At 60.9% G+C, this 25,888-nt stretch carries 22 protein-coding genes; 10 read left to right on the top strand and 12 right to left on the bottom strand.

Going from position 1 to position 25,888, the window contains the following annotated elements:
• The first annotated feature begins 15 nt into the window (after positions 1-15).
• Positions 16-1,674, top strand: a complete 1,659-nt coding sequence (locus tag GTP46_RS15955; RefSeq protein WP_161007620.1) for an alpha-amylase family glycosyl hydrolase — start codon at positions 16-18, stop codon at positions 1,672-1,674.
• Here the strand turns inward: GTP46_RS15955 and GTP46_RS15950 are convergent.
• The 5 genes from GTP46_RS15950 to GTP46_RS15930 form a co-directional block, all read right to left on the bottom strand.
• On the bottom strand, positions 1,628-2,230 hold the full coding sequence (locus tag GTP46_RS15950) for an NF038129 family PEP-CTERM protein (RefSeq protein WP_161007619.1): 603 nt from the start codon (positions 2,228-2,230) through the stop codon (positions 1,628-1,630). The genes GTP46_RS15955 and GTP46_RS15950 overlap by 47 nt on opposite strands.
• A gap of 9 nt (positions 2,231-2,239) precedes the next feature.
• Positions 2,240-3,880, bottom strand: a complete 1,641-nt coding sequence (locus tag GTP46_RS15945) for a right-handed parallel beta-helix repeat-containing protein (RefSeq protein ID WP_161007618.1) — start codon at positions 3,878-3,880, stop codon at positions 2,240-2,242.
• A gap of 90 nt (positions 3,881-3,970) precedes the next feature.
• Positions 3,971-4,324, bottom strand: coding sequence for a PKD domain-containing protein (locus tag GTP46_RS15940; RefSeq protein ID WP_161007617.1), 354 nt, complete (start codon positions 4,322-4,324; stop codon positions 3,971-3,973).
• 3 nt (positions 4,325-4,327) lie between these two features.
• A complete protein-coding gene (locus GTP46_RS15935; RefSeq protein WP_161007616.1) occupies positions 4,328-7,042 on the bottom strand; it encodes an alpha-1,6-glucosidase domain-containing protein in 2,715 nt (904 codons plus the stop codon).
• A 162-nt stretch (positions 7,043-7,204) separates the two neighbouring features.
• Complete coding sequence (locus GTP46_RS15930) at positions 7,205-8,752, bottom strand: POT-type proton-dependent oligopeptide transporter (protein WP_161007615.1); 1,548 nt, start codon at positions 8,750-8,752, stop codon at positions 7,205-7,207.
• Between the two features lie 218 nt (positions 8,753-8,970).
• On the opposite strand from GTP46_RS15930, the gene GTP46_RS15925 reads away from it, so the two are divergent.
• From GTP46_RS15925 to GTP46_RS15910, 4 genes are all read left to right on the top strand, one after another.
• A complete protein-coding gene (locus GTP46_RS15925; RefSeq protein WP_161007614.1) occupies positions 8,971-10,608 on the top strand; it encodes an alpha-glucosidase family protein in 1,638 nt (545 codons plus the stop codon).
• Between the two features lie 138 nt (positions 10,609-10,746).
• Complete coding sequence (locus GTP46_RS15920; RefSeq protein ID WP_161007613.1) at positions 10,747-12,624, top strand: glucokinase; 1,878 nt, start codon at positions 10,747-10,749, stop codon at positions 12,622-12,624.
• A gap of 85 nt (positions 12,625-12,709) precedes the next feature.
• Positions 12,710-13,246, top strand: a complete 537-nt coding sequence (locus GTP46_RS15915; protein ID WP_161007612.1) for a PadR family transcriptional regulator — start codon at positions 12,710-12,712, stop codon at positions 13,244-13,246.
• On the top strand, positions 13,243-14,478 hold the full coding sequence (locus GTP46_RS15910; RefSeq protein WP_161007611.1) for an MFS transporter: 1,236 nt from the start codon (positions 13,243-13,245) through the stop codon (positions 14,476-14,478). The genes GTP46_RS15915 and GTP46_RS15910 overlap by 4 nt, the downstream gene beginning before the upstream one ends.
• Here the strand turns inward: GTP46_RS15910 and GTP46_RS29840 are convergent.
• Positions 14,475-15,053 (bottom strand): hypothetical protein, encoded by a 579-nt coding sequence (locus GTP46_RS29840; RefSeq protein ID WP_229258969.1) that lies wholly within the window; start codon positions 15,051-15,053, stop codon positions 14,475-14,477. The genes GTP46_RS15910 and GTP46_RS29840 overlap by 4 nt on opposite strands.
• A 172-nt stretch (positions 15,054-15,225) precedes the next feature.
• Between GTP46_RS29840 and GTP46_RS15900 the strand changes: the two genes are divergently transcribed.
• The 5 genes from GTP46_RS15900 (at position 15,226) to GTP46_RS15880 (ending at position 19,184) form a co-directional block, all read left to right on the top strand.
• Positions 15,226-16,119: a 2-dehydro-3-deoxygalactonokinase gene (locus GTP46_RS15900; protein WP_161007610.1), complete on the top strand. Its 894-nt coding sequence runs from the start codon at positions 15,226-15,228 to the stop codon at positions 16,117-16,119.
• A 2-nt stretch (positions 16,120-16,121) separates the two neighbouring features.
• Positions 16,122-16,745: a 2-dehydro-3-deoxy-6-phosphogalactonate aldolase gene (locus GTP46_RS15895; protein WP_161007609.1), complete on the top strand. Its 624-nt coding sequence runs from the start codon at positions 16,122-16,124 to the stop codon at positions 16,743-16,745.
• A 14-nt stretch (positions 16,746-16,759) separates the two neighbouring features.
• Positions 16,760-17,641, top strand: a complete 882-nt coding sequence (locus GTP46_RS15890) for an SMP-30/gluconolactonase/LRE family protein (protein ID WP_161007608.1) — start codon at positions 16,760-16,762, stop codon at positions 17,639-17,641.
• 93 nt (positions 17,642-17,734) lie between these two features.
• Positions 17,735-18,715, top strand: coding sequence for a glycoside hydrolase family 53 protein (locus tag GTP46_RS15885; protein ID WP_161007607.1), 981 nt, complete (start codon positions 17,735-17,737; stop codon positions 18,713-18,715).
• A 43-nt stretch (positions 18,716-18,758) separates the two neighbouring features.
• Positions 18,759-19,184: a DUF7684 family protein gene (locus GTP46_RS15880; protein WP_161007606.1), complete on the top strand. Its 426-nt coding sequence runs from the start codon at positions 18,759-18,761 to the stop codon at positions 19,182-19,184.
• An 88-nt stretch (positions 19,185-19,272) separates the two neighbouring features.
• Here GTP46_RS15880 and GTP46_RS15875 read toward each other — a convergent pair whose 3' ends face one another.
• The 6 genes from GTP46_RS15875 to araG form a co-directional block, all read right to left on the bottom strand.
• Positions 19,273-20,334 (bottom strand): MFS transporter, encoded by a 1,062-nt coding sequence (locus GTP46_RS15875; RefSeq protein ID WP_229258968.1) that lies wholly within the window; start codon positions 20,332-20,334, stop codon positions 19,273-19,275.
• Between the two features lie 89 nt (positions 20,335-20,423).
• Positions 20,424-22,067, bottom strand: coding sequence for a chaperonin GroEL (gene groL, locus GTP46_RS15870; RefSeq protein WP_161007605.1), 1,644 nt, complete (start codon positions 22,065-22,067; stop codon positions 20,424-20,426).
• Between the two features lie 46 nt (positions 22,068-22,113).
• Complete coding sequence (gene groES, locus GTP46_RS15865; RefSeq protein WP_154379464.1) at positions 22,114-22,404, bottom strand: co-chaperone GroES; 291 nt, start codon at positions 22,402-22,404, stop codon at positions 22,114-22,116.
• Positions 22,405-22,594: 190 nt separating this feature from the next.
• Entirely contained in the window at positions 22,595-23,368 is a 774-nt protein-coding gene (locus tag GTP46_RS15860; protein WP_161007604.1) for an SDR family oxidoreductase, read from the bottom strand.
• Positions 23,369-23,384: 16 nt separating this feature from the next.
• Entirely contained in the window at positions 23,385-24,365 is a 981-nt protein-coding gene (araH, locus tag GTP46_RS15855) for an L-arabinose ABC transporter permease AraH (RefSeq protein WP_161007603.1), read from the bottom strand.
• Entirely contained in the window at positions 24,362-25,888 is a 1,527-nt protein-coding gene (gene araG / locus GTP46_RS15850) for an L-arabinose ABC transporter ATP-binding protein AraG (protein WP_161007602.1), read from the bottom strand. The genes araH and araG overlap by 4 nt, the downstream gene beginning before the upstream one ends.

The following is a 25,888-nucleotide window of genomic DNA, read 5'->3' as shown; positions in this document are numbered from 1 at the left end:
GATAAGGACGACAGCATGAAATTGACTACACTCGCATTGGCTCTTGCACTGGGCACGACAACCGCCGTGGCGGCAGAAAAGCCCAAGCCATTTTTGTGGGATAACGCGACAGTCTATTTCCTGCTGACGGACCGTTTCAGCAACGCCTTTAACGGTAATGACCTGGCCTACGACCGCCGCGCCGACGCAGCGCCGTTGCGCGGCTACATGGGCGGCGATCTGGCAGGTGTCATCAATAAAATCAACGAAGGTTATTTCGATTCGCTGGGCGTGAACGTTATCTGGGTGACGCCGCCAGTAGAGCAGATCCACGACGGCACCGATGAAGGCACCGGTCGTTCGTATGGCTTCCATGGCTACTGGGCGTCGGACTTCACTGCGGTCGATGCGAACCTCGGCACCGAAAACGATTTCCGCAACCTGGTGGACGTCGCGCACGCCCACGGCATCCGCGTGCTGCTGGACGTGGTGATGAATCACACCGGCCCGGTGACGGATAGTGATCCGGTCTGGCCGAAAGACTGGGTACGCACCGCGCCGCAGTGCACCTATAAAGATGCCAAGACTTACATCGAATGCACGCTGGTGAAAAACCTGCCGGACTTCCTGACCGAGAGCGACACGCCGGTCGAACTGCCGGAACGCCTGATGGCGAAGTGGCAGCGCGAAGGCCGCTTTGAGGAAGAGGTCAAAAGCCTGAACGAATTCTTCGCGCGCACCGGCTACCCGCGCGCACCGCGCTATTACTTGATCAAGTGGCATACCGACTGGATCCGCAAGTACGGCGTGGACGGCTTCCGTGCCGACACCGTCAAGCACGTGGAAGCCAAGGTGTGGAAAGAGCTGCTGAAAGAATCCGCCATCGCATTCGAAGACTGGAAGAAGGCTAATCCCAGCAAGAAGCTCAGCGACGACAAGTTTTACAGCACGGCGGAAGTCTACAACTACAACATCGCGGAAGGGCAGTCGCATCACCTGGGCGGCGGTTCGTACGTCAACTACTACCAGTCCAACTTCAACAGCATGATCAACTTCGGCTTGGTGCATGATGCGAAGAAGGACTACGAGGCGATCTTCAGCAGCTATTCCAACGCCATGCACGGCGGCCCGCTGGACGGCTACTCGGTGTTGAACTATCTCGATTCGCATGACGATGGTGCGCCGTTCGACGCCTCGCGCCAGAAGCCTTTCGAAAGTGCCAACAAGCTGCTGCTGGCGCCCGGCGCGGCACAGATTTACTACGGCGACGAAACCGCGCGCAAACTGGATATCGCCGAAGCGACCGGCGACGCCAAGCTGCGTTCCTTCATGAACTGGAATGAGCTGGAGCAGAATGTGGCGCGCGACGGCTACAAGATCGCCGACGTACGCGCACACTGGGCGAAACTGGGCCTGTTCCGCAAAGCTCACGTGGCGGTAGGCGCGGGCGTGCATCAGCAGCTGTCGGCCAAGCCTTACGTCTTCAAGCGTACCTACGACAAGAACGGCCTGCGCGACAAAGTAGTGGTGGCGCTGGACCTGCCGACCAACAAGTCAACCACCATCAAGCTGGGTGGCGTGTTTGCTGACGGCCAGAAGGTGAAGGACTACTACAGCGGCAAAACCGCTGTAGTGAGGGGCGGTAGCGTCAACTTTGGTACGAAGAACGCGGTAGTGCTGATCGGCCAAGACTAAGCACCAGCAGCACACCTGCCGCCAGCATCAGCCAGGTGGCAGGTTCCGGCACGGCGCTGACGGTGGCAATTGCATCGTCGGTGCTGACCGCAGCATCACTACCGGGCAGCAGCGAGAAGGTCACCGCATCGCTGTTTGTGCCCAGGTAGTTCAGGCCTGCATCTAGCAGCGCCACCGACAGCGTGGTGCCCGCGCCATCCAGTCCGTCAAAGTTGAAGCGCACGTCGAACGACAGCTTGCCACCCAGCTTAGCCCACTGTCCAAACTCATTCCACGCATCGCCGTTGCCGATGGCGAGCAGCGTATTAATGCTACCTGCCGCCTGGCCAATCGCGAAGCTCTGCGCAGTGAAATCGCCCGAGAAGTTGGATAACTGCGCCTGCACCGGCGCAGCATTGGCCAGCCCGAGGAACAGGAAATCCAGATAACCTTCCTGCCCGGCTAGCGAGCCGGTATCGACCGTCACATGATAGTTTTGCGACGCTGCTTGCGCACTACTGCAGGCCAGTGCGCAAGCGATGGCGATGGCCGCCAGCAGTTTATTCAATATCGACATGGCGTCTCCTTATGGCGTGCCGGCGAACAGCTTGGGCAGGTAGCCCACGCTCAAGCGCTGAGGGTTGGCGAAGATGGTAGTGATCGTTGTGCTCTGGCCCGGCGACAGCGCGGCCACCGGCAGCACCAGCGTTGGCGCACCGCCTTGCGTGCCGCTCTGGTTATCGAGCGTGACGCCGTCGGTCAGGTAATCTGCGCGGAACAGCAGGCTGCCGTTGATGATGGCGTTCGAGTTATTGGTGAAGGTAATCGTGCCCTTGGTCTTCTGCGTGGTGCGATCTACCGTCAGGCCGGATTGCACGATTTTCACACTGGCCGTCACGTCGCTGTACAAGGTGACTGGTGTGCTGCCTTCAAACGCGCCCAGATCCGGCGCGGCGCCGGTGAACGGCAGGCCGAGATTCACACCCTTGTCGATCAAATCGCTGCCTGCTACCAAACGCAGGAAAGGCAGTACTGGCAGGCTGCCATCGGGCAGGCGTGGTGCATCCCAGCCATCCGTGGAGACGCTCTGGAAGTCCGCTGCCGTCACGCTCACCGGCAGGTTCCAGCTATTGTTGACGACATCCGCCCCCGCTGCATTGGCGACCGGCGTGTTTTCAAACGCGAGGTTGTTGCGCACAGTGCCGAGCGAAATGGCAGCGTTGCTGGCGTCAATGCCGAGCATATTGAAGCCGGCCCCATTGCGCGCGCTGGTGTTGTTGTAGTACTGGTTGGCGACTGGATGGTGATTGGCATAGAAGCCATTGGCCTTGTTCTTGAACGCGGCCGAGAAGCGCACCGTGTGCACCGGTGCATTCGGCTGGTACACGCCGCTGTAGCCGCCCACCTTGAAGCCGTTGCCATTCCCCGCCGGGATGGAGGTAGTGGTGCCGGGGTAGTAGCCATGCAGCCAGGCCCACGAATTCTCGATCAGCACCGGCGAGTAGGCGTTAATCAGGTCATAGCCGTCGTCCGTGTTGGACCACGCGCGGCAGCCGCGGAATACATTGCCCGGATTGCCGGCCTTGATGTGGGCGCCGAAACCGTCGGCGTTCTGGCCTGCGCCGGATTTGCTGTACGGGTCGTAGTTGTGGTGCGAGTCGACATTGAGCACCAGGTTATAGCTGCCGTTCGAGAGGAAGAAGCCAGGCCCCATGTGGTGGTGGGTGTTGAGCTGCTCGAAGATGTTGTTGCTGCCCTTGATCCAGATACCCCATGATTCGTTATTCAGCAGATTGTCCGGCTGCTGCGGCGCGCCTTTCAGTTCAAGGCCTTTCAGGTGCAGGTAGTTGGCGGTGATGTTGAAGCCTTTCACGCGGCAGTTGTCCTTGATCGGCGAGAAGTCGAACACTGGCGTCTCGCCCGGATAGGCCCAGTAGCGTATCGGCTTATCCGGTTCGCCGCTCTTGTCCAGCGTGATGGCGGCCACTACGTCGGTCTTGCTGGCGCAGGCGTTGATCGATGCGGTGTAGACGTAATCGCCGCCACGGAAGTAGATGGTATCGCCCGGCGCAGCGACAATTTGCGCCTTGGCGATGGACTTCCACGGCGCGGCGACGGTGCCCGCATTGCCATCGTTGCCGCCCGGTGCGACATAGTAGGTTGCTGCGTGTACGCCAGACGTCAGCGCGAGCGCCGACAACGCGGCGGCCTTGTGCCACATGCTCATACTTGCTCCTGTTGTAGTCCTTGGGGAGTGGGGACTGTAAAGGAGGCTAAGTTGTCAGACAACGAAGTAATTCGCGCTTGTTTATTCTTTTTATTGCGCGGTGATGGTGACCGAAGACGGCGCGCTATCGAGCGTGCCGTCGTTGACGATCAGCGTGGCGACGTATTGGCCGGGAAGGTCGGCAAAGAAGGTCGGCGTGGCGACGTGGTAGTTGAGCAGTGTGGCGGTGCTGCCGGCGGGTTTGGCCAGCGTCCACGAATACAGGACGATGTCCTGGTCGGCATCCGTGCCGCTGCCCGCCAGCTTGATCGAGGTGCCGGTGGCCACGGTCTGCGCCGGGCCGGCGTTGGCTACCGGCGCGCGGTTGGCCTGCGGCGTGTAGTTACCGCCGCCGCACGCGCTGAGCAAAAGCAGGATCAGGATCAGGATGAGTGATTTTCGCATCCATTAATTTTCAACGAAAACGACCGCGCTGCGTGCAGGGATGCTGTAGGTTCCGGTGTTTTTGTCGTACTTGGCTTCCGAGGCCACGCGTTTGTCCGCTGCGGCCATGCTGGTGTGGACAGGATGCAGCTGATAATTGCGGCCTTTTTCTTCCCCGATAGTGATGCGCTGGGCGACTTTGTCGACGTTGATCAGGTAAGTGATCGATTTGAAACGCGCGCCTTGGTAACCGTTGCCGTCGATGTGGGCGGCGATCACGGTGGGCACTTGCGACGGGCCGGTATTGAAGAAGCGCAGGCGCTGCTTGATATCTTCTGCGCTGCGCAGGCGGAACAAGGTGCTGCTGGAGCGGATGGACAGCAGGTCGCGGAAGGCGTCGCGCGCGTAGGCAATGTCCGCCGGTGCAGGTTTGATGCTCGCATTGCGCAGCAGTGGCTTGATTAGCGCGTAATCCTTGCCATTGTCTTCTGCAGGCGGCAGGCCGGTGCCGTAGTAGTTATCCTGGTAGCTCCAGTCCAGTCGATTGAACCAGTCGCCAGATTCAAAGCTGTTGCGGTCCAGCGATTTGGAACGCAGGATATCGAAGCCCGCGTGGAAGTAAGCCACGCCCTGGCTGAAGGCGTTGATGGCGGCGCCCAGCATCTGCACTTGCGCGCGTTCGCGCGCGGTGGTGGCTTGCGGCAGCTTGAAAGCGTTGATGTCGTACAGCGTCTGGTTATCGTGGTTCTCGACGTAGTTGACGGTTTCACCTGGTTCGCTGGCATAACCAGCGGGCTGGTTGCCGCCGTAGACGATGTCCTGCAGCGCGACGGTGCGGCCGTCGGCGATGGTCAGCGGGTAGTTGCGGATGGTGCCGGCCAGGCCCACTTTTACCATGTCGGAGGCGTGCAGCAGGTCAGCGACCGGACGCTGGCCCGCCTGCTCGTTGGCGTCGTAGACCAAACCGTTGATGTAGCCTTGCTGCGAGATGAGCTGCGTGCCGCTGTCGCCTGCGCCGCCGCCTCGTACTGCGTCGCGCCCACGGTCGCTGAAGGTGCCGATGCCGGTACCGTTCAGCGACAGCTGCGAAGCTTGCACGAAGCGTGCGCCATCGGCCACTTCGCCGAAGTTCCAGCCTTCGCCGATCAGGTTAATCTGCTTGCCGATGCGCGCTTGCAGCTGCTCCATCACGGCGCGCGGCTGGTGGCCCATCAGGTCGAAGCGGAAGGAATCGATCTTGTATTGCTTGGTCCACAGCGCGACCGAGTCCACCAGCAGCTTGCCCATCATGAGGTTTTCGGTGGCGGTGTTGTCGCAGCAGGTGGAGCGTTCGATACCGCCCTTGGCGTTGAGGCGATGGTAGTAGCCCGGCACCACGCGGTCCAGTACTGACTTTTCGTTTTGGCCGGCGATGAAGGTGTGGTTGTAGACCACGTCCATGCCGACGCGCAGGCCGGTTTTGTGCAACGCTTGCACCATCTGGCGGAACTCGACGATGCGTTTGGCGCCATCGGCGGGATCGCTGCTGTAGCTGCCTTCCGGCGCGTTGTAGTGGAATGGGTCATAGCCCCAGTTGTAGCAGTCTACGGCTTTGACCTTTGCTACGGCGGCTTGCTGTTCTTCGCTGTCTGGTGCGGCGGCGGGAATGTACGGCGTGACGCAGCCTTGTTCCGGCACGCTGCCGATGTCGTAGACGGGCAGCAGGTGGATGTCGGTCATGCCGGCTTTACTCAGCGCGGCGAGATGCTTCATGCCGTTCGATTTCGATTCCGCGAACGCTGCATATTTGCCGCGATGCGCTGTGCTGACCGTGCTGTCGTTGATCGAGAAATCGCGCACGTGCAGTTCGTAGACCGTCATGTCGGTTTGCGCGGCGACCTTCTTTGGCGCAGGCGTCTTATCCCAGCCAGCAGGCTTGAGTTTTGCAGCGCTCAGGTCAGCGATGTAGCTGCGCTTGGAATCGGTAGTAAGGCTGATGGAATAGGGGTCCGTGACCAAGTTGCGCACCAGGCCCGCACTTGGCGTGACCACGTCAACCAGATACTGATAATAAGCACCGCCCGCACGTGCGGACCAGATGCCGGTGCTGTCGTCGCGCGTCATTGGTGTGATGGCGGCGGCTTTGCTGGTGCCGCTAGCATAGGTACACAGCGCGACGTTCTGCGCGGTAGGCGACCACAGTTTGAAGGCCACATCGCGCACGCCGACGGTGATGCCGAGATCATCGGACTTGGCGGCGCTGGCGTAGATGTCATCCAGCGCACCTGCAAGCTGCAAGGCGGTAGCATCGCGGATCGTGCCGTCTTCCGCTTCCAGCACAAGCAGCACCTGCTGCTGCAGCGCCGCTGGCACACGCGCCGCATCAGCCTTCGCGACGGCCAGCACCTCGCCATTGCCGACAAACTTGAAACGCTGCGCAACATCAGCAGGCACGCTGCCATCAAAGCGCGACAACGCGATCGCACCATCAGCGCCGCTCACGCGAGAGCCCTGCGCCGCCTGCAATTGCGCGGTGGCGGAGTAGTAAAGCTTGAACACGCCGCCGGCAGCATTTGCCCCCGGCCACTTGATCAGCTGTCGATTGAGCCAGTAAGCATGCGCCTCAACGGCCGGCGCAGCGTGCAGCGAGGTGGCAAACGCGCCATCGCAATCAGCGAGCGTGGGTGCCGCCGACGCCGTCAAACAACCCAGCGCCAGCGCGCCTCCCAAGCTAATTACTGCCACGCGCTTACCACTCATATTCCGTCTCCCAAACCGTATATTAGGTAGTGCAGTTACAAAACCCTGCAAATTACCCTTGAATTTGGCGGTTATGGTACTCCAGAATCTGTAGTTTTGATACTTTCTAATCGGTTTCTGTATTCAGCTCAAATGAAATGGCCATAGCTTGCCTCGTGTGGATTAAGCAGTCTTGCGGTAGTTATCGACCATCTTGTAGCGGAGGGCGTACAGGGCGAACAGGGCGGCGACTACGGCGGCGAAGGCGGCGAAGAAGAACATCTGGAAGGCGATGGCACTTAATCCGCTGCTGGCGATCCAGCTGACGACGACGTCGTTCTTCACGCCCGAGTTCACGATCAGTACCCACAGATTGCCGACGGTGACGGCCAAATACCAGAAGCTGAGGATGATGCCTTTCATCGAGGCCGGCGCCTGGCTGTAGGCGAATTCAAGGCCCGTTGCCGATACCAGCACTTCGCCCAAGGTCAGCAGCGCGTAGGGCAGCAGCTGCCACAGGATCGAGACGTGATCGCCGCCGTCCATCCACAGCTGGATCATGCCGATCACCACCCACGACGATGCCGACAGCGCGATGCCCAGGCCCATGCGGCGCAGCGGCGTAGGCGTGATGCCGACCATGCGCATCAACGGGAACAAGGCGAAGTTATTGAATGGGATGAGCAGCATCACCAGAATCGGATTCACTGCCTGCATCTGCGCCGGCAGCAGTGTGAATTCCCAGCCGAGGATTGACAGCAATGGACTGTCCATCGAGTTGGCCTGCACAATCCATGTCGATGCCTTTTGGTCGAACAGGGACCAGAACGGCGTGATCATCGCGAACACGATCAGGATGCGCAGCACCGAGCGCACGCCTTCAACCGCCGCGTCGGTGTGCTGGCCGCGCGCGCGTTCCAGTTGCATCGACACGCCGATGCCGCCAAACGCCAGCACCAGTACCAGCGCCGTGCAAGCTGCGATCACAAAGCCCCACGATGGCGTCATGCACAGCGAGACCACTGCCGCCACTGCGCCGGCACCAGCCACCATCAGGCCCGGACGCGATTGACCTTCGGTGCGCGCCAGCAGGGCAGTGCGCGCCACGCTGCTGAACGAATCCGGATTCGGTGCTGCTGGCGGTACGTGTACATATTTTTTGCGGCCGGCCCAGAACACCAGCGTGGCAATCGCCATCAGGATGCCCGGAATGCCGAACGCCACGGCCGGGCCGTAGTCGCGCAGGAACACTGGCATCAGCAGCGAGGCAAAGAAGGAGCCGAAGTTGATGATCCAGTAGAAGGCATCAAACACCACTTTGGCGCGGTTCTTGTTGGTCTGGTCGAACTGGTCGCCGACAAACGCCACCACCAGCGGCTTGATGCCACCCGAGCCGAACGCGATCAGCGCCAGACCTACGTAGAAGCCGTTGAGGTCATGCTCGAAAATCGCCAGACAGGCATGGCCCGCCACGTAAATCAGGCTAAACCAGAACACCGTTTTGTACTTGCCCCAGAAGCGGTCTGCAATCCAGCCGCCCAGCAGCGGGAAGAAGTACACGCCGATCACAAAGGTGTGGAATATGTGCTTGGCTTCGGCCGTGCGATCGCCAATTGGGATGAACAGCAGCAGGGTACTGAGCAGGAAAGGCGTCAGGATATTGCGCATGCCATAGAAGCTGAAACGCTCGCAGCCTTCGTTGGCGATGATGTAAGGAATTTGACGGGGCATAGCCCCGTTGCCGTTATTGCTCACTAGATTTGCTCCTGTAGTGTGTAGTTTGACTACTATTTTTTGACCTATGTATTTCTATAAAATTACATAAGTATTTGTTTTTTAATGAATATTTATAGCATTCGTTAAGCCGGTTGCTGATTGAAAAATCTGTTTTCGTGATGTATATTCTCTACAAAATCAATCTCACCAGCACGTCAACCCCGGATTCTCTTATGACTAAGCAACTTACTCAAGTCTCCCCACACACTCCTGACTGGTATCGCGACGCGATCATCTATCAGGTTTACCCGCGCAGCTACATGGATAGCAACGGCGACGGCGTGGGCGATTTGCCGGGGATTACGGCAAAGCTGGACTATATCGCATCGCTGGGCGTGGACATCGTCTGGATTTCTCCGTTCTTCAAATCGCCGATGAAGGACTTCGGCTACGACATTTCCGATTACTGCGACGTCGATCCGCTGTTCGGCACTTTGGCCGATTTCGACGTGCTGATCGCCAAGGCGCATAGCCTCGGCATCAAGATCATGATCGACCAGGTGATGGCCCACACGGCCGAAGATCACGCATGGTTCAAGGAGAGCCGTTCGAGCCGCGACAATCCTAAATCCGACTGGTACGTCTGGTCCGATCCGGCACCGGACGGCAATCCACCGAATAACTGGATGTCGGTATTCGGTGGCTCGGCGTGGCAGTGGGATACCCGCCGCCGCCAGTACTACATGCACAACTTCCTGGTCAATCAGCCGCAGGTAAATTTCCACAATCCGGAAGTACAGCAGGCGCACCTTGATGCGCTGCGTTTCTGGCTGGAGCGCGGAGTGGACGGCATCCGTCTCGATGCCTGCAACTTCCACTTCCACGATCTGGAACTGCGCAGCAATCCACCTGCCACCGTGCGCGATACCGCCACCGTATCGGACGTGAACCCATACGGCATGCAAGCCCACATCTACGACAAGACCCGTCCGGAAAACCTGCCGTTCCTGCAAAAGCTGCGCGCGCTGCTGGATGAATACAAAGCCGTGTCGATCGGCGAAGTAGGCGCGGACGATTCGCTGGCCGTGATGGCCGAATACACCGCCGGCGGCGACAAGCTGCAAATGGCTTACAGCTTCAACCTGCTGGTGCCGCAGTGCTCCTCGCATTACATCCGCAAACAGGTGGAAGCATTCGAAGCGCGGGTGAAGGGCGGCTGGGCCTCGTGGTCGGTCGGTAATCACGACGTGCAGCGCGTGGCTTCGCGCTGGGGTGGCGCGACTGCGCCGCAGTCGTTTGCCAAGCTGGTACTGGCGATGCAGCTGTCGTTGAAAGGCACGCCGTGCCTGTATCAAGGCGACGAGCTGGCGTTCGCTGAAGCCGACGTGCCGTTCGAACTGCTGCAAGACCCGTACGGCATCACCTTCTGGCCGGAGTTCAAGGGCCGTGATGGCTGCCGCACGCCGATCGCCTGGTCGAACGAAGCCAATGGTGGCTTCACTACCGGCAAACCGTGGCTGCCGGTATCACCGGACCATCTGGCCAAGGCAGCCTCGGTGCAGGAGCAGGACAAGGAATCGTCGCTGGCCTTCACCCGTGCCTTCATCGCGTGGCGCCGCAAGCACCCGCAGCTGCTGCGCGGCGATATCGAATTCTTCGACACGCAAGACCAGGTACTGGCGCTGCGCCGCGATCTGGAAGGTGAGCGCAGCATCCTCGCCGTGTTCAACCTGAGTGACGAAGCGCAGACCGTGGACCTGCCGCAGACCGCCGGTGCCGAGCAGCTACAAGGCTATGGCCTGCCGGGCAGCGCGGCGGATGGCACGGTGACTTTGCCGGCCTTCGGCGCGTGGTTCGGTTACGCAGCGTGACGTCCTCCCCGCGCAGGCGGGGAACCATGCTGAGTATGGATTCCCGCTTTCGCGGGAACGACGCTGCGGCGACGGATTTACTTCTTAACACCACGTATTTCAGGTATGCTTCCGCCAACTGTTTTGACTGAACCGACGATGAAACAAGCTGAAGTGGATCAAAAACTGAATCGCACCGCGTTTGCGGACGGCCCGCGCCTGCTGGCCGACATCGGCGCAACCCACGCGCGATTCGCCCTGCAAACGGCTCCCGGCGATTTCCGCGCCGTGCGCGTCCTGAAATGCGATGATTATCCTGACATCGTGGCCATGCTGCGGTCCTATCTGGCCGACCATGCCGGCGTGAACCTGAACCACGCCGCGCTGGCAGTGGCCAATCCGGTGAGCGGCGATTACATCCGCATGACCAACCGCGATTGGGAATTCTCCACCGATGAAGTGCGCCGCGCACTCGGCCTGCACACGCTGCTGGTGGTGAATGACTTTACCGCGCTGGCGATGTCGCTGCCGGGCCTCAAGCCGGCGGACCTGATGCAGGTCGGCGGTGGCAAGCCAGCCTCCAATTCCGTGATCGGCGTGCTGGGACCGGGCACCGGTCTTGGTGTCTCGGGTGTCATTCCGACCGTCGACGGTTTCGTTACGCTGGGTTCTGAAGGTGGTCACACCAACTTCGCACCGGCCGACGAACGCGAATACGCGATCCTGCAATACGCATGGCAGACCTGGTCACACGTATCGACCGAGCGTTTGATCTCCGGCCCTGGCATGGAAATCATCTACCGCGCCATCGCCAAGCGCAATGGCCGGCAAGTGCGCGACCTGACGTCGCAAGAAATCATCTCCGGCGCGCTGACCGACAAAGACCCGCTGTGCCTCGAAGTGCTGGAATGCTTCTGCGCCATGCTGGGCGGCGCCACCGCCAACCTGGCGGTGACGCTGGGCGCATTCGGCGGCATGTTCATTGGCGGCGGCATTGTGCCGCGCCTGGGCGACTGGTTTACCACCTCGCCATTCCGTGCGCGCTTTGAAGCCAAGGGCCGTTTCACCAGCTATCTGGCCGAGATTCCTACCTACGTCATCACCACGCCGAATCCGGCGTTCTATGGCGTGGCGACGATTTTGTCCGAACACTTGCGTGGCCGCAGCGGCGCCAACACACTGATGGAGCGCGTGCAGCACCTGCAGCACGAGCTGACTCCGGCCGAGCAGCGCGTGGCGCAGCTGGTGCTGGAGCAGCCGCGCCTTGTACTGAACGAGCCGATTGCCGATATCGCGCGCCTGGCGGAAGTGAGCCAGCCGACCGTCATCCGCTTCTGCCGCTCGCTGGGCTTCCTCGGCCTGGCCGACTTCAAATTGAAATTCGCCAGCAGCCTGACTGGCGCCATCCCTGTGCGTCACAGCCAGGTGCGCGTCAGCGACAGCACGCACGATCTGAGCGCCAAGGTAATTGACAACACCGTGTCGGCCATCCTGAAATTCCGCGACCAGCTGGACGTGCGTTCGCTGGACAAGGCGATTGCGCTGGTGGCCAAGGCCAAGCGCGTTGAGTTCTACGCGATGGGCAATTCGCGCGTGGTGGCGCTGGACGGCCAGCACAAATTCTTCCGCTTCCGCATTCCGACGTCGGCTTACGGTGACTCGCACTTGCTGACGCTGGCCGCCGAGCTGCTGAAACCGGGCGATGTGGTGATTGCCATCTCCAACTCGGGCAAGCTGCCGGATCTGCTGGCAGCCGTGGATGCGGCGCGTGCTGCGGGAGCGGATGTTATTGCCATCACCTCCAGCAATTCGCCGTTGGCGAAAAAGGCCAGTGTGTGCCTGACGGTGGACCATACCGAGGACAGCACCACCTTCCTGTCGATGATCTCGCGGATTTTGCAGCTGCTGCTGATCGACATCCTGTCGGTGGGTATTTCGCTGGACGCGCAGAACTCGCGCCTGGTGGTCGAACACAAAGCCGGCACCGGCGATGCAGCGGAAAACCGCCGCCTGATGATTTCCCACCTGGACGGCTGATACACGGATATACAAATCGATACTTGAACTCTGGCCGTAATAGGTTAAGATATATCTTAATAAGTTATATCTTAAGGAGTTCGTTATGTTTCGATTTATGCATCCTTTGCGTCATCAGCACCCGCACGGCGGTCATGGGCACGGTCACGGTCATGGGCCTCGCGGCGGCGGCGGCCGCGGTCCGAAAATGTTCGACGCCGGCGCCATGCGCTACGTCGTGCTACAGCTGATCGCAGAAAAGCCGCGCCACGGCTACGAAATCATCAAAGAGCTGGAGCAGCGCTCGGGCGGCGGCTATTCGCCTAGCCCGGGCGCGATCTACCCGCTGCTGTCCCTGCTGGTGGACATGGGCCATGTGCTGGCCTCGGCCGACGGCAACAAGAAACTGCACACCATCACGCCCGAAGGCGAGGCCTTCCTGGCCGAGAACCGCCAGTTCGTGGACGCCATCCTGGCCCGCATGGCCGAAGGCGACGAGCACCGCGAAGGCCTGCGCAGCGCCATGCACGACTTGAAGCATGCCGCTATCGAGCAGGCCCGCGCCTCCAATCATAATCCTGAAAAAATCGAGCAAATCCGCGCCATCCTGCGCAAGGCGGTTGAGGATATTAACGCCTTATGAATCTGCCGCTTACCCCGGAGCGCGAGCGCCTTGTACTTTGGCTGCTGGCGCTGACGCAGTTCACCGTCATCATGGACTTCATGGTGATGATGCCGCTGGCGCCGCAACTGATGCAGGCCTTCCACATTGAACCAGCCGCCGTCTCGGGCGCGGTGTCAGCCTACGCCTGGTGCGCCGGTATCTCCGGCCTGGCCGCCGCCATGTACATCGACCGCTTCGACCGCCGCAAGCTGCTGCTGACGGTGTTCGCGCTGTTCACGCTGTCCAACCTCGCTTGCGCCGCAGCGCCGAACTTCCACGTGCTGCTGCTGTCGCGCGCTTTTGCCGGCCTGACTGGCGGCATTCTTGGCGCTATCGTCATGGCCATCATCGGCGACCTGATTCCAGCCCACCGGCGCGGCGCTGCCACCGGCGTGGTGATGACCTCATTCAGCCTGGCCTCCGTGGCCGGCGTGCCGACTGGCGTGATGCTGGCCGCGCATTACGGCTGGGCCTCGCCGTTCTACATCCTGGTGATTTGCTCGCTGCCGATTTTGCTGTTGGCCGCACGCGTGCTGCCGGCGCTGGATGGCCATCTCGCCAACCGCGCGCCGCTGTCGGCCATGCTGCCCAACCTGATCGCGCTGTACAAAGAACCGGCGCACCTGAAGGCCTTCCTGCTCTCGGCCATCAATATGATGACGGGCATGATGGTGATTCCCTTCATCTCGCCGGTGCTGGTGAATAACGTCGGCTTGCAGCCGGCTGAAATCACCTATGTGTATCTGGCGGGTGGACTTGCTACCTTCTTCACCGCGCGCCGGATTGGCCGCTGGTCGGACCGTTATGGCGCGCAGAAGGTGTACCGTATCGTCTCGCTGCTGTTTATCTTGCCGGTGCTGTTCATCACCCATCTTCCGGTGCTGCCGCTGGTGGGCGTGGTGTTGTTCTTCCCGTTCTTCATGGTGTTGGCCTCGGGCCGCAATATCCCGATGCAGGCGCTGATGACAACGGTGCCGGAGCCGTCGCGGCGCGGTGCTTTCCTCAGCGCGAACGCGGCCATCCAGCAAGTGGGCACCGGTTTGGGTGCCTTGCTGGGCGGTTTGACCTTGCATACGGAAGTGTCGGGTCACATCGCCGGTTACGGCCTGAACGGCTGGATCGCCGCCGGCATGGCGGTGTTGACGGTGCTGTGGGTAGGGCAGGTACGCGGCGCCGCTGTTAAAACGGCGCCGGAGCAGAAGGCTGCTTAGTTATCAATCGCGGTGCGCTTGGCCGGATGCTTCTCGCGCCGCCAGCGCGCCAGGCTGATGACCTCGTCGCTGGAGGCATCTTCCACCAGGATTTCGTCATCGCTGGACGATACCAAAAAGCTTTCCCAGCGCAGCGCCGACTCGGCGCTGTTTTCCACGTAGCTGAACTGCCAGTAGCTCTTGCCGTTCAGCTTGCGCTGCATCGGATCGTATTCCAGCAGGCCGCCGTGGGCTTTACCGCCCGAATTCTTCTCGATCAGGGCCGACCAGGCTTGCAATTCTGGCAGCGCCATCAGGGCGGCTGCGCCCTGTTCCTTGCTGCGGATGGGTTTTGGTTCGCTCGGCGGCGTTGGATCCTTGAAGTCAGCCGGGCGCTGTGGCGTGGCGGCCGGCGCGGTCTTGCCGGCCGAAGCCGCTTTGCTGGCGCTGGTCGACGCCGAGACCGGCACCTTGACCGTCACCTGCGACTCAGCTGGCGTGGAGCCGGCGAAATAGGCGGCCAAACCCAGCGCAATCACTGCCGTCGCCGTGCCGGCGATGATCAGTTTGCGGGAGGACTGCTTGCTTAATTCCATGAGGGGCATAACGAAACAATTTTATTGTCGGCCATACTAAACCAAAGGCAACTGAGGGGCAACTTTTTGGGGCTTCCCTATACTATTTTGGTATTCGTCCGGCGAGATAATTCATTGGCTGTGGCGGGGGCTTTTTCGTACCATCATTGCAGCTCAGTAAAGGATACGCTTTGTGAATAAGAATATTTTGGGGATAGACTGGGGCACGAGCAATCGTCGCGCCTATCTGATAGATCAATCCGGCGCCTGCCTGGCGGAGCATGAAGACGGCCAGGGCATGCTGGCCGTGGGCGGCCGCGACAAGTTCGGCGCCTCGCTGGCCGGGGTGCTGGAGGCGATGCAGCTGCCGTCGGACGTGCCGGTGATTATGTCCGGCATGGTCGGCAGTGCCTCGGGCTGGCAAGAAGTTAACTATCTCGATGCCTCGGTGCCGCTGGAGCAGTTGCCGCAGCACCTGTCGGCCGTGACCGATCCGGCCTGGGCCGGCCGCAGCTACATCGTCCCCGGCTATGTCTACCGCAACGGCGCGTCCGCCGACGTGATGCGCGGCGAAGAAACCCAGTTGCTGGGCGCAGTCGCGCTCGGCCACCGCGATGGTTGGATCGTCCTGCCCGGCACCCACAGCAAGTGGGTGCTGCTGCGCGACGGCGTGATCCAGTCCTTTGCCACCTACATGACCGGCGAACTGTTCGCCATGCTGTCCAAGGGGGGCACGCTGTCCGCCATGATGGACGGCGATACTTCCGATGCTGAAGGCTTTGCCACCGGTCTCAACCAGGCAGCGCAGAACGAGCCGCTGTCGAATTCCTTGTTCCGCGTGCGTGCCGGTGTGGTGTCGCGCTCGGCTGCGCCGCAGCAGGCGGCAGCCACCGTCAGCGGCCTGCTGATCGGCGCCGAGTTTGCCGCTGCGGCGCGTGCGGCCGAAGGGCAGGGCATTACCGTGATCGGCTCACCGGCGCTGGCCGCGCGCTATGACCTCGCCGCCAGGCACTTCGGCTTGAAGTGCACGGTGCTCGATCCACATCAGGTGTACTGCACCGCCATTTCCAAATTCCTCAAGGCTTGAATATGACCACACCATCCCATCCAACCACGCCACTGGTCGCCATCCTGCGTGGCCTGACGCCTGCCGAGGCGGTTGATGTCGCCAAGGTGCTGCACGGCGCCGGCTTCCGCGCGCTGGAAGTACCGCTCAACCGTCCGGGCGCGATTGAAGCGATTGCCTCCATCGTCAAGCTGGACCTGCCGGACACGCTGGTCGGCGGCGGCACCATGCTTAACGTCGATCACGTGGAAGCCGTTCATGCGGCTGGTGGCCGTCTGCTGGTTTCGCCTAACTGCGTGCCAGCCGTAATTCGCCGCGCTGCCGACCTCGGCATGTATTGCGCACCGGGCGTGGCCACGCCAACCGAAGCTTTCGCCGCGCTGGATGCAGGCGCGCACGCGCTGAAGATTTTCCCGGCCGAGTCGGTCGGTCACGGCGGCATCAAGGCGCTGAAGAGCGTGCTGCCGGCCGGTACGCCGGTATGGCCGGTGGGCGGCGTCTCGCCTGAAACGATGGCAGCTTGGGTGAAAGCCGGCGCTACCGGTTTCGGCATCGGCGGTAGCCTGTATACTCCCGGCGTCACGCTGGAACAGCTGGCCGAACGTGCGGCCGCGTTCGTCAGCACTTGGCGCACTTTGGCCGTATAAAGGGAATCGAAGCGATGAGCAAACATGACGTGCAATGTCTGTGGGAAGTAAAGGCCCAACTGGGCGAAGGCCCGTTATGGGTGGCGGAACAGAATCGCCTGTATTTTGTCGACCTGAAGAACCAGACCTTGCACGCGCAGGACGTCTCCAGCGGCGCGCGCCGCAGCTGGGCCATGCCGGACTACATCTGCTGGCTGATCGCGCGCCGCGATGGCGATGGCTTCATGGCCGGCCTGCGCGACGGCATCGCCCGCGTGTGGCTGGAGCCTGAGCTGCGCATCGAATACCTGCACCGTCCATTCCCGGCCGACAGCGGTCTGCGCATGAACGACGCCAAGGTCGATAGCGCTGGCCGTATCTGGGCCGGCTCCATGCATAACACCGATTACGCGCAAGCCATCGGCACCTTGTTCCGCCTGGATGCCGACCACCAGCTGCACGCCTTCGACAACGACTACCACATCTGCAACGGCCCGACCTTCAGCCTGGACGGCGCCACCATGTACCACACCGACAGCTTTGAAGGCCGCACCTATGCCTATCCACTGGCCGCCGATGGCACGCTGGGCGAACCGCGCGTCTGGCGCCAGTTTGCCGAAGGCGAAGGCTCGCCGGATGGTATGACCGTCGACAGCGAAGGCTGCGTGTGGATCGCACAATGGGGCGGCAGCCGCGTCTGCCGTTATTCGCCTGAGGGCGAGCTGCTGGAGACGATTGCCGTGCCGGTACGTAATCCGGCCTCGTGCACCTTCGGCGGCGACGATCTCAAGACCCTGTTCATTACCACCGCGAGCGAAGACAACACGCCCGAGCAGCTGGCAGCGCACCCGCTGACCGGCGCCGTGTTTGCCGTGCGCGTAGGAGTGGCTGGCGTACCTGCCGCCCGCTTCGGCTAAACCGACATCTCTGCTGTACCCGCTGTTGCAAGACGCTGCGTGATGCGGCGGGGATGTGTTCATCCCGTTAAAAACTACAATACTGGAGACTATATGAAACTGAAAGCATTGCTGTTCGCAGCATGCGGGCTGGCGTTCGCCCTGTCCGCGCGCAGCGCCACGTTTGCCAATGGGGCCGATGTCAGCTGGGTAAGCCAGCAGGAATCGAGCGGCTACTCGTTCTACAACAGCAGTTCGGTGAAGACCGATCCGTTTGTGCTGTTGAAGAATTTGCAGGTGAACGCGATCCGCCTGCGCGTGTGGGTCAATCCGAGCGGCGGCTGGAACAATGGCGCGGACGTGCTGTACAAAGCCAAGCGCGCCGCCGCCCAAGGCCAGCGCATCCTGATCGATTTCCACTACAGCGACAGCTGGGCCGATCCGGGCCAGCAAACCAAGCCGGCCGCCTGGGCTAGCCACACGCTGACGCAGCTGAACAGCGATGTCTACAGCCATACCTACGGCATCTTGAATTACCTGAAAACCAATGGCATCACCGTGGAGTGGGTCCAGGTCGGTAATGAGATTAACAGCGGCATGCTGTGGCCGGAAGGGAAGACCACCAGCTTTAGTAATCTGGCCGGCCTGATCAACAACGGCTACAGCGCGGTGAAGGCTGTGTATCCGAACGCCAGCGTGATCCTGCACCTGGCCAACGGCTATGACAACGCGGTGTTCCGTTGGTTCTTCGACGGCGTGAAAGCGGCCGGCGCCAAGTGGGACGTGATCGGCATGTCGCACTATCCGCCAGCGTCGGACTGGGCCAATTACAACAGCAAAATCTCGACCAATATGTGGGACATGGTGTCGCGCTACTCCAAGCCGGTGATGGTGACGGAAGTGGGCATGGACTGGACCCAGGCAGCCACTTCCAAATCCATGCTGGCCGATTTGCTGACCAAGACCAAGGCCTTGGGCGCGAACGGTTTGGGCGTGTTCTACTGGGAACCGCAAGCCTATCCGGGCTGGCAGGGCTACACCATGGGCGCGCTGGACGCCAGCGGCAAATTCACCGTGGCGATTGATCCGTTTTAAGTCCTGTCTTGCGGGATTCGGCAGATCCGGCGAGAATGCCGGAATGCTGAATTCCACCGTCAAATATCTTCATCTTTCTCCTTCCAGCGACCTTCCGGTGCTGGAAGGCCTGCGCCAGTTCAAGGCCGTTATCGTGGTCGAGGCCGATGTGCACGAGACCGTGATGTGGGACACCAGCCGCTGGCTGATCGAATCCGGCTGCATGTATGCGCTGGCGTGGGGCAAGGATTGCGACCAATGGCGCGAAGCGATCGACGACGCCGCGCAGGAAGCGGTCAACTACGAAGAAGTGCCGGAAGCGCAGCGCGTGTTCGTCACCGCGCATGAAGATGAAGACTTGGAAGAAGCCTTCTGGTTCGCCCAGCACCGCGCCATCCATCCGGCGCACGAGCTCAACACCACCCTGATCCTCCACTTGGCCGACATCCCGCGCCGCGAAGAACTCGAAGAGCTCTACCACACCGCCTGAGCTCAGAGTGCTTTTTGCACGCGCCACGCGAGTGGCAGGGTGAAGAGGATGAGCACGGCCAGCGACAGCAAGGCCACCGATACGCCCATCACATCCCCAGCTTGCCAAACACGACTGGCGACAGGGCGCCGGCGCCGATGGTGCCGGTGTAGAACCAGGCGAAGGCTTGCTCGCGTTTGCCCGGCGCGGCTAGTTCGGGCACCACGCCATACAGCACGGACGACGTGCCGTTCAGTGCCAGCCCCAGCAGCGGCAGCATCGCCATCACGCCCGTCAGCGGCAGCCACACGGCCAAGGCTACCAGCACCGAGGTCATCGATTCGGTCACCCACACAGTCTTCATCATGCCGATGCGCGCGCCGAGGTAGCCGCAGAATAATTTGCCAAACGCGCCGCCGACAAACAGCAGCGATAGCGCAATGCCGATGCCCGCCGTGCCTGCGCCTTTGCTCTTCAACAGGAAGGGCAGGAAAGTGAGGAAGCCCATACGCACCGTGCTGTCCAGTGTGCCGGTCGCCAGCAGCGCGCGCAGGCCGCTGACCGAGCCTTTGCCGGTAGTAGCTTTGGCCGCATGCTGTACGTGGGCCGGTGGCGTCGAGGGAATCAGCCACCACAGCAGCATCGCTGCTGCCAGGCCGAGCACGCCGATCATGGTCACGCTGGTTTGCCAGCTGACTACCACCAGCAGCAAGCCTACCGCGCCGGGTATCAAGGTCTTACCGATATCACCGGCAAAGTTGTACTGGGCCAGCGCTTCTTTCACGCCGCCACCGGCTTCGTGGGCATCGGTCACCAGCGAAGAGGCCAGCGGATGCTGCGTGCTGGCGCCAAGGCCGCCCAGCATCAGCGCCACCAGCAAGGTGGTGAGGCCGCCGGCTTGGCCGGCGATCAGATAGGCCACACCAGCCAGCGCCGTGCCGCCAATGAGCAAGCGCTCACGTCCCCAACGTCGCGCCAAGCGGCTGGCCAGCAGCTGGAAGCTCGCCATCACACCCGAATACGCAGCGCGCAGCAAGCCGATCATGGCGTAGCTGATGGCGAACTGGGCCTGCCAGATTGGCAGCAAAACATAAATGAGATCGGTGAGACCGTCATGTACCGCATGTGCAGTGCTGGCGGCGATGAGGGAGCGGCGGCGGGCGTTAGGCATTCCGCAAGTTTAACAGACGTAAAAAAGCCCGCGCGGCCGAGGCCTTGCGGGCTTTTCAGAGAGCTGGCTAAGTTAGCCGGCCGGCAGAATTACATCATGCCGTCCATGCCACCCATGCCGCCCATACCACCCATGCCGCCCATTGCTGGCTTGTCTTCGGTGATTTCAGCGATCATGCAGTCGGTGGTCAGCATCAGGCCAGCGATCGACGCTGCGTTTTGCAGTGCCGAACGGGTTACTTTAGCTGGGTCCAGCACGCCCATTTGAACCATATCGCCGTAGGTGCCGTTCGATGCGTTGTAGCCGAAGTTGCCTTCGCCTGCCAGCACCGCGTTCACCACGACCGACGATTCTTCGCCAGCGTTTTGAACGATCATGCGCAGTGGCTCTTCCATGGCGCGCAGAACGATCTTGATACCTGCGTCCTGGTCAGCGTTGTCGCCTTTCAGCGATTTGATCTGGGCGCGAGCGCGCAGCAGGGCGACGCCGCCGCCTGGCACGATGCCTTCTTCCACAGCAGCGCGGGTAGCGTGCAGTGCATCTTCAACACGTGCTTTTTTCTCTTTCATTTCAACTTCGGTTGCTGCACCGACTTTGATCACTGCAACGCCGCCGGCCAGCTTGGCCACGCGCTCTTGCAGTTTTTCACGGTCGTAGTCCGAGGTCGCTTCTTCGATTTGCACGCGGATTTGTTTAACGCGGGCTTCGATGTTAGCGGCTTGGCCAGCACCGTCGATGACGATGGTGTTTTCTTTGCCGACTTCGATACGCTTGGCTTGGCCCAGTTCTTCCAGGGTCACTTTTTCCAGGGTCAGGCCGACTTCTTCAGCAACAACCTGGCCGCCGGTCAGGACAGCGATGTCTTCCAGCATGGCTTTACGACGGTCGCCGAAGCCAGGCGCTTTCACAGCAACGGTTTTCAGGATGCCGCGAATGTTGTTGACGACCAGGGTAGCCAGTGCTTCGCCTTCGATGTCTTCTGCGATGATCAGCAGTGGACGGCCCGATTTAGCGATCTGTTCCAGGATCGGCAGCAGGTCACGGATGTTCGAGATTTTCTTGTCGCACAGCAGAACGAACGGGTTGTCCAGAGCGGCAACTTGTTTTTCCTGGTTGTTGATGAAGTATGGCGACAGGTAGCCGCGGTCGAACTGCATACCTTCAACGATGTCCAGCTCGTCGTTCAGCGATTTGCCGTCTTCAACGGTGATCACGCCTTCTTTGCCGACTTTTTCCATCGCTTCAGCGATACGGTCGCCGATCGAGGTATCCGAGTTCGCCGAGATCGAACCAACTTGGGCGATTTCTTTGGTGGTGGTGCATGGACGGGCGATCACAGCGATCTGCTCGACGGTAGCAGCAACTGCCTTGTCGATACCGCGTTTCAGGTCCATTGGGTTCATGCCAGCGGCAACGAACTTCATGCCTTCGCGCACGATGGCTTGTGCCAGCACGGTAGCGGTGGTGGTGCCGTCGCCGGCGTTGTCGCTGGTACGGGAAGCAACTTCCTTCACCATTTGCGCGCCCATGTTTTGCAGCTTGTCTTTCAGTTCGACTTCTTTAGCAACCGACACACCGTCTTTGGTCACGGTCGGGGCGCCGAACGAGCGCTCCAGCACCACGTTACGGCCTTTAGGGCCCAGGGTGACTTTCACTGCGTTAGCCAGAATGTTAACGCCTTCAACCATTTTGGCGCGCGCTGCGTCGCCGAAGATTACTTCTTTAGCTGCCATGTTCTTACTCCTTGTAGGGTATTAGGTGGGATCAGTGGGTCAAGAATTACTTGACGATGATCGCCATGATGTCTTCTTCGCGCATGACCATCAGTTCCTGGCCGTCGACTTTAACGGTTTGGCCGGCGTATTTGCCGAACAGGACGCGGTCACCCACTTTGACATCCAGCGGACGTACTTTGCCGTCGTCCAGGATCTTGCCATTGCCAACGGCCAGTACTTCACCTTGATCTGGCTTCTCAGCAGCGGCATCAGGGATGATCAGGCCGGACGCAGTTTTGGTCTCTTGGTCCAGACGTTTGACGATAACGCGATCGTTCAAAGGGCGAAGGTTCATGCAAAACTCCTTAGTTTTTTAACAATGGTGCAAAATGTTGGTAGTTGGGTGTGCTGTTAGCACTCTTCCCTAACGAGTGCCAATTATAGGGACGACCTTGGTCCATTTCAAGGCAAACACTTTGAGGAAGCGCAAAAAAGGCACGCCAAGGGGCAAAAAAAGCACCTTTGGCGTGGCAAGAATGGAAATATTACTCGTGATAGAGCTGGGAACGGCCGCCGTCGATCAGGATATCGGTGGCGTTGATGAAGGGAGCTTCGTCGCTGGCGAGGAATAGGGCGGTGGCGGCGACTTCCTCTGGTTTGCCCAGGCGCTTGCATGGCAGCAGGGCGGCCTGGCGGGCGCGTTCGGCCGCCGGATCCGGGCAGGCGGCGAACTGGCGTTCGATCATGTCGGTGACGATCAGGCCCGGCGAGATGGAGTTGACGCGGATGCCGCGTGCCGCATATTCAAGGCCCAATGCGCGCGTCATGCCGATCAGCGCGTGCTTGGCGACCGGGTAGGGGAAGCAGCCGGGGATGATTTTGTGGCCGTGGACCGAGGCGATGTTGACGATGCTGCCCGCGCCTTGGGCCAGCATCGATGGCAGCACGGCGCGCGCGCCGTTCCATGCGCCTTCCAGGTCAACCGCGAAGCAGCGCTTCCAGTCTTCTTCGCTCAGCGCCAGTGGATCGTCGAACACGTTCATGCCGGCGTTGTTGATGAGGATATCCACTTTGCCGAAACGTTCGATGGTGCGCGCGGCCAGCGCTTCCATCGCGGCGCGGTCGGCGACGTCGGCATGCACGAACAGGCTGCGCTCCGGGCCCAGTTCTGCGGTGATGTCGCGGGCCGCGTCGCCTTCGCGGTGGCTGTTGAGGGTGACCATCGCACCTTCGGCGGCAAAGCGTCGCGCGATGGCGAGGCCGATGCCTTGGGTGGATCCAGTGACGATGGCGACTTTGCCTTTCAGGCGTTCAGACATTACTACTCCTACAGTTTTAACGGCGTTCGCCGCGGGTTTTCAATTGATCTAACAAGACGGCCAGCAGCAGGATCACGCCGCGCATCAGGTATTGGTAGAAGGCGTCGACGTCGAGCAGGTTCATGACGTTTTCGACGGTGCCCATAATCAGTACGCCGATCAGCACACCGAAGATGCGCGCCTTGCCGCCCTGGAGCGAGACGCCACCCAGCACGCAGGCCGAGATCACGTCCAGCTCAAAGCCTTGCGCTGCATTCGGCTGGCCACTGGTGATGCGCGAGGCGAGGATCAGGCCCGCCATCGCGGTCACCAGACCTTGCAGCAGGAAGATCCACACGCGCAGGCGTTCGACGCGTACGCCAGCCAGCCGCGCCGCCTCCGGATTGCCGCCGATGGCCAGCGTGTTGCGGCCGAAGACGGTCTGGTTGAGCAGGATGCCGAATACGATGAAGCAGGTGCCCGCTACCAGCACCGGCAGTGGCAGGCCGAAGATGCGGGAGTCGCCGAAGTCGATGAAGCTGTCGTCGTTGATACCGACGGCTTGGCCTTTGGAGACGATGAAGGCAAGGCCACGTACCATCAGCATGGTGGCCAGTGTGGCGATCAGGGCGTTCACGCGCAGGTAGGCGATCAGGACGCCGTTCAAGGCGCCGATCAAGGCACCGGCGCCGAGGCCCGCAGCGACGGCCAGCGTGACGCTGCCACTGTGTTCCAGCACGATGGCGCCCAGTACGCCGGCGAAGGCGATGGTGGAGCCGACCGACAGGTCGAAATCGCGCGAGGCAAGGCATAGCATCATGGTGCAGGCCACCATGCCGATTTGTGCGACCGAGAGCATCAAGCCGATGACGTTGGTCAGCGAGAAGAAGTTTTCAACAGTGGCCGACAGGATGGCGAACAGGAAGACGTAGGCCAACGGCATGCTGTATTCAGACAGCCACTGGCGCGATACCAGCGGCGCGGCCGCAGCGGCAGGATTCATTTGCGAGATACTCATGCGATGCTCCGTTCTTTAAGTTGTGGCACGACCGCGTCGGGCAAGGCGAGGCGCAGGACTTCGGTTTCGTTGGCTCGCTCGCGCGGGAGTTCGCCGCAGATTTCACCTTCGCGCATGACGATCACGCGGTCCGAGATGCCCAGTACTTCCGGCAGCTCGCTCGAAATCACAATCACGCAGCAGCCGCGTTCCGCCACTTCATGGATGATGCGATAGATATCGTTCTTGGCGCCGACGTCGATACCGCGCGTCGGCTCATCGAGTATCAGCACCTTGAGTCCCGGCTCCGCCAGCCAGCGTGCGAGGATCACTTTTTGCTGGTTGCCGCCTGAGAGCAAGCGTATCTCCTGCTGGCGATTCGGCGTCTTGATGCGCAGGCGCGCGATGAATTCATCGGCCAGCATTGCCTCCTGCTTGTGCCGCAAGAACAAGCCGCCGCGCAAATCATTGCGGCGCACACTGATGTTGATGTTCTCCGCTACCGAAGCAGTAGCGAGGATGCCTTGCTCCTTGCGGTCCTCCGGGCACAGTACGATGCCGGCCGCAATCGCATCGGCTGGACCGCCTGTTGCGACGGGCATCCGATCCAGCAGCACCGTGCCGCCGGAGCGTCCATCGGCGTTGTACAGCAGGCGCATTAACTCGCTGCGTCCCGCACCAACGAGGCCGAAGAAGCCCAGCACCTCCCCTCGATGTACCTCAAAACTCTGCGGCCCTTTCACATGCTTGCCATTGAGGCCCTGTACCTGCAGGCGTACTTCGCCATGCAAGCGTTCACGGTAATCGTAAATGTCGGACAGTTCACGGCCCACCATATCGCTGATCAGGCGCTCGCGTGGTACGTCGGCCATCACATCATACGTAACGATCTTGCGGCCATCGCGGAAGATGGTGCAGGCGTCGCACAGCTCATACAGTTCTTCCAGCCGGTGCGAGATGTAGATCAGCGTGCGGCCATCGGCACGCAGCTCTTTCACGAGGCGGAACAGGATTTCGGTCTCGCGGTGCGACAGGGAGGATGTCGGTTCATCGAACGCAATCACCTGCGCGTCCTGCATGATGGCCTTGCAGATCTCCACCATCTGCCGCTGCGCGATCGACAAATCAGCCAGGCGCGCGGACGGCGACAGGTCAACGCCAATCGCCGCTAGCTTCTCCGCCACGATGCGATGCGCGCGTGCCTTGTCCAGAAAGCCGAAACGGGTAGGCATGCGGCCGAGCAGCACGTTCTCCGCCACCGTCAACTCAGGCACATATTGAAGTTCTTGATGAATGATGGCGATGCCGGCGGCGATGGCATCCTTGGCGCTGTGGAAGTGGCGCTCCTTGCCGTCGACCAGCAGGCGGCCGCCGTCCGTCTTGTACTGGCCGCCGAGGATTTTCAGCAGCGTCGATTTGCCCGCGCCGTTCTCGCCCAGCAGCCCGTGCACCTGCCCGGCGTGAGCGGAGAAGCTCACGCCATTCAGCGCCTTCACGCCGGGGAAGAATTTACAGACTTCCTCAAATTGCAGATACGCGGCCAT

Origin of the sequence: Duganella flavida (assembly GCF_009857445.1) — a bacterium.
Classification (GTDB): domain Bacteria; phylum Pseudomonadota; class Gammaproteobacteria; order Burkholderiales; family Burkholderiaceae_D; genus Rugamonas; species Rugamonas flavida.
Note: the sequence above shows the minus strand (reverse complement) of the source record. Positions and strands in the feature narration are given on the sequence as shown.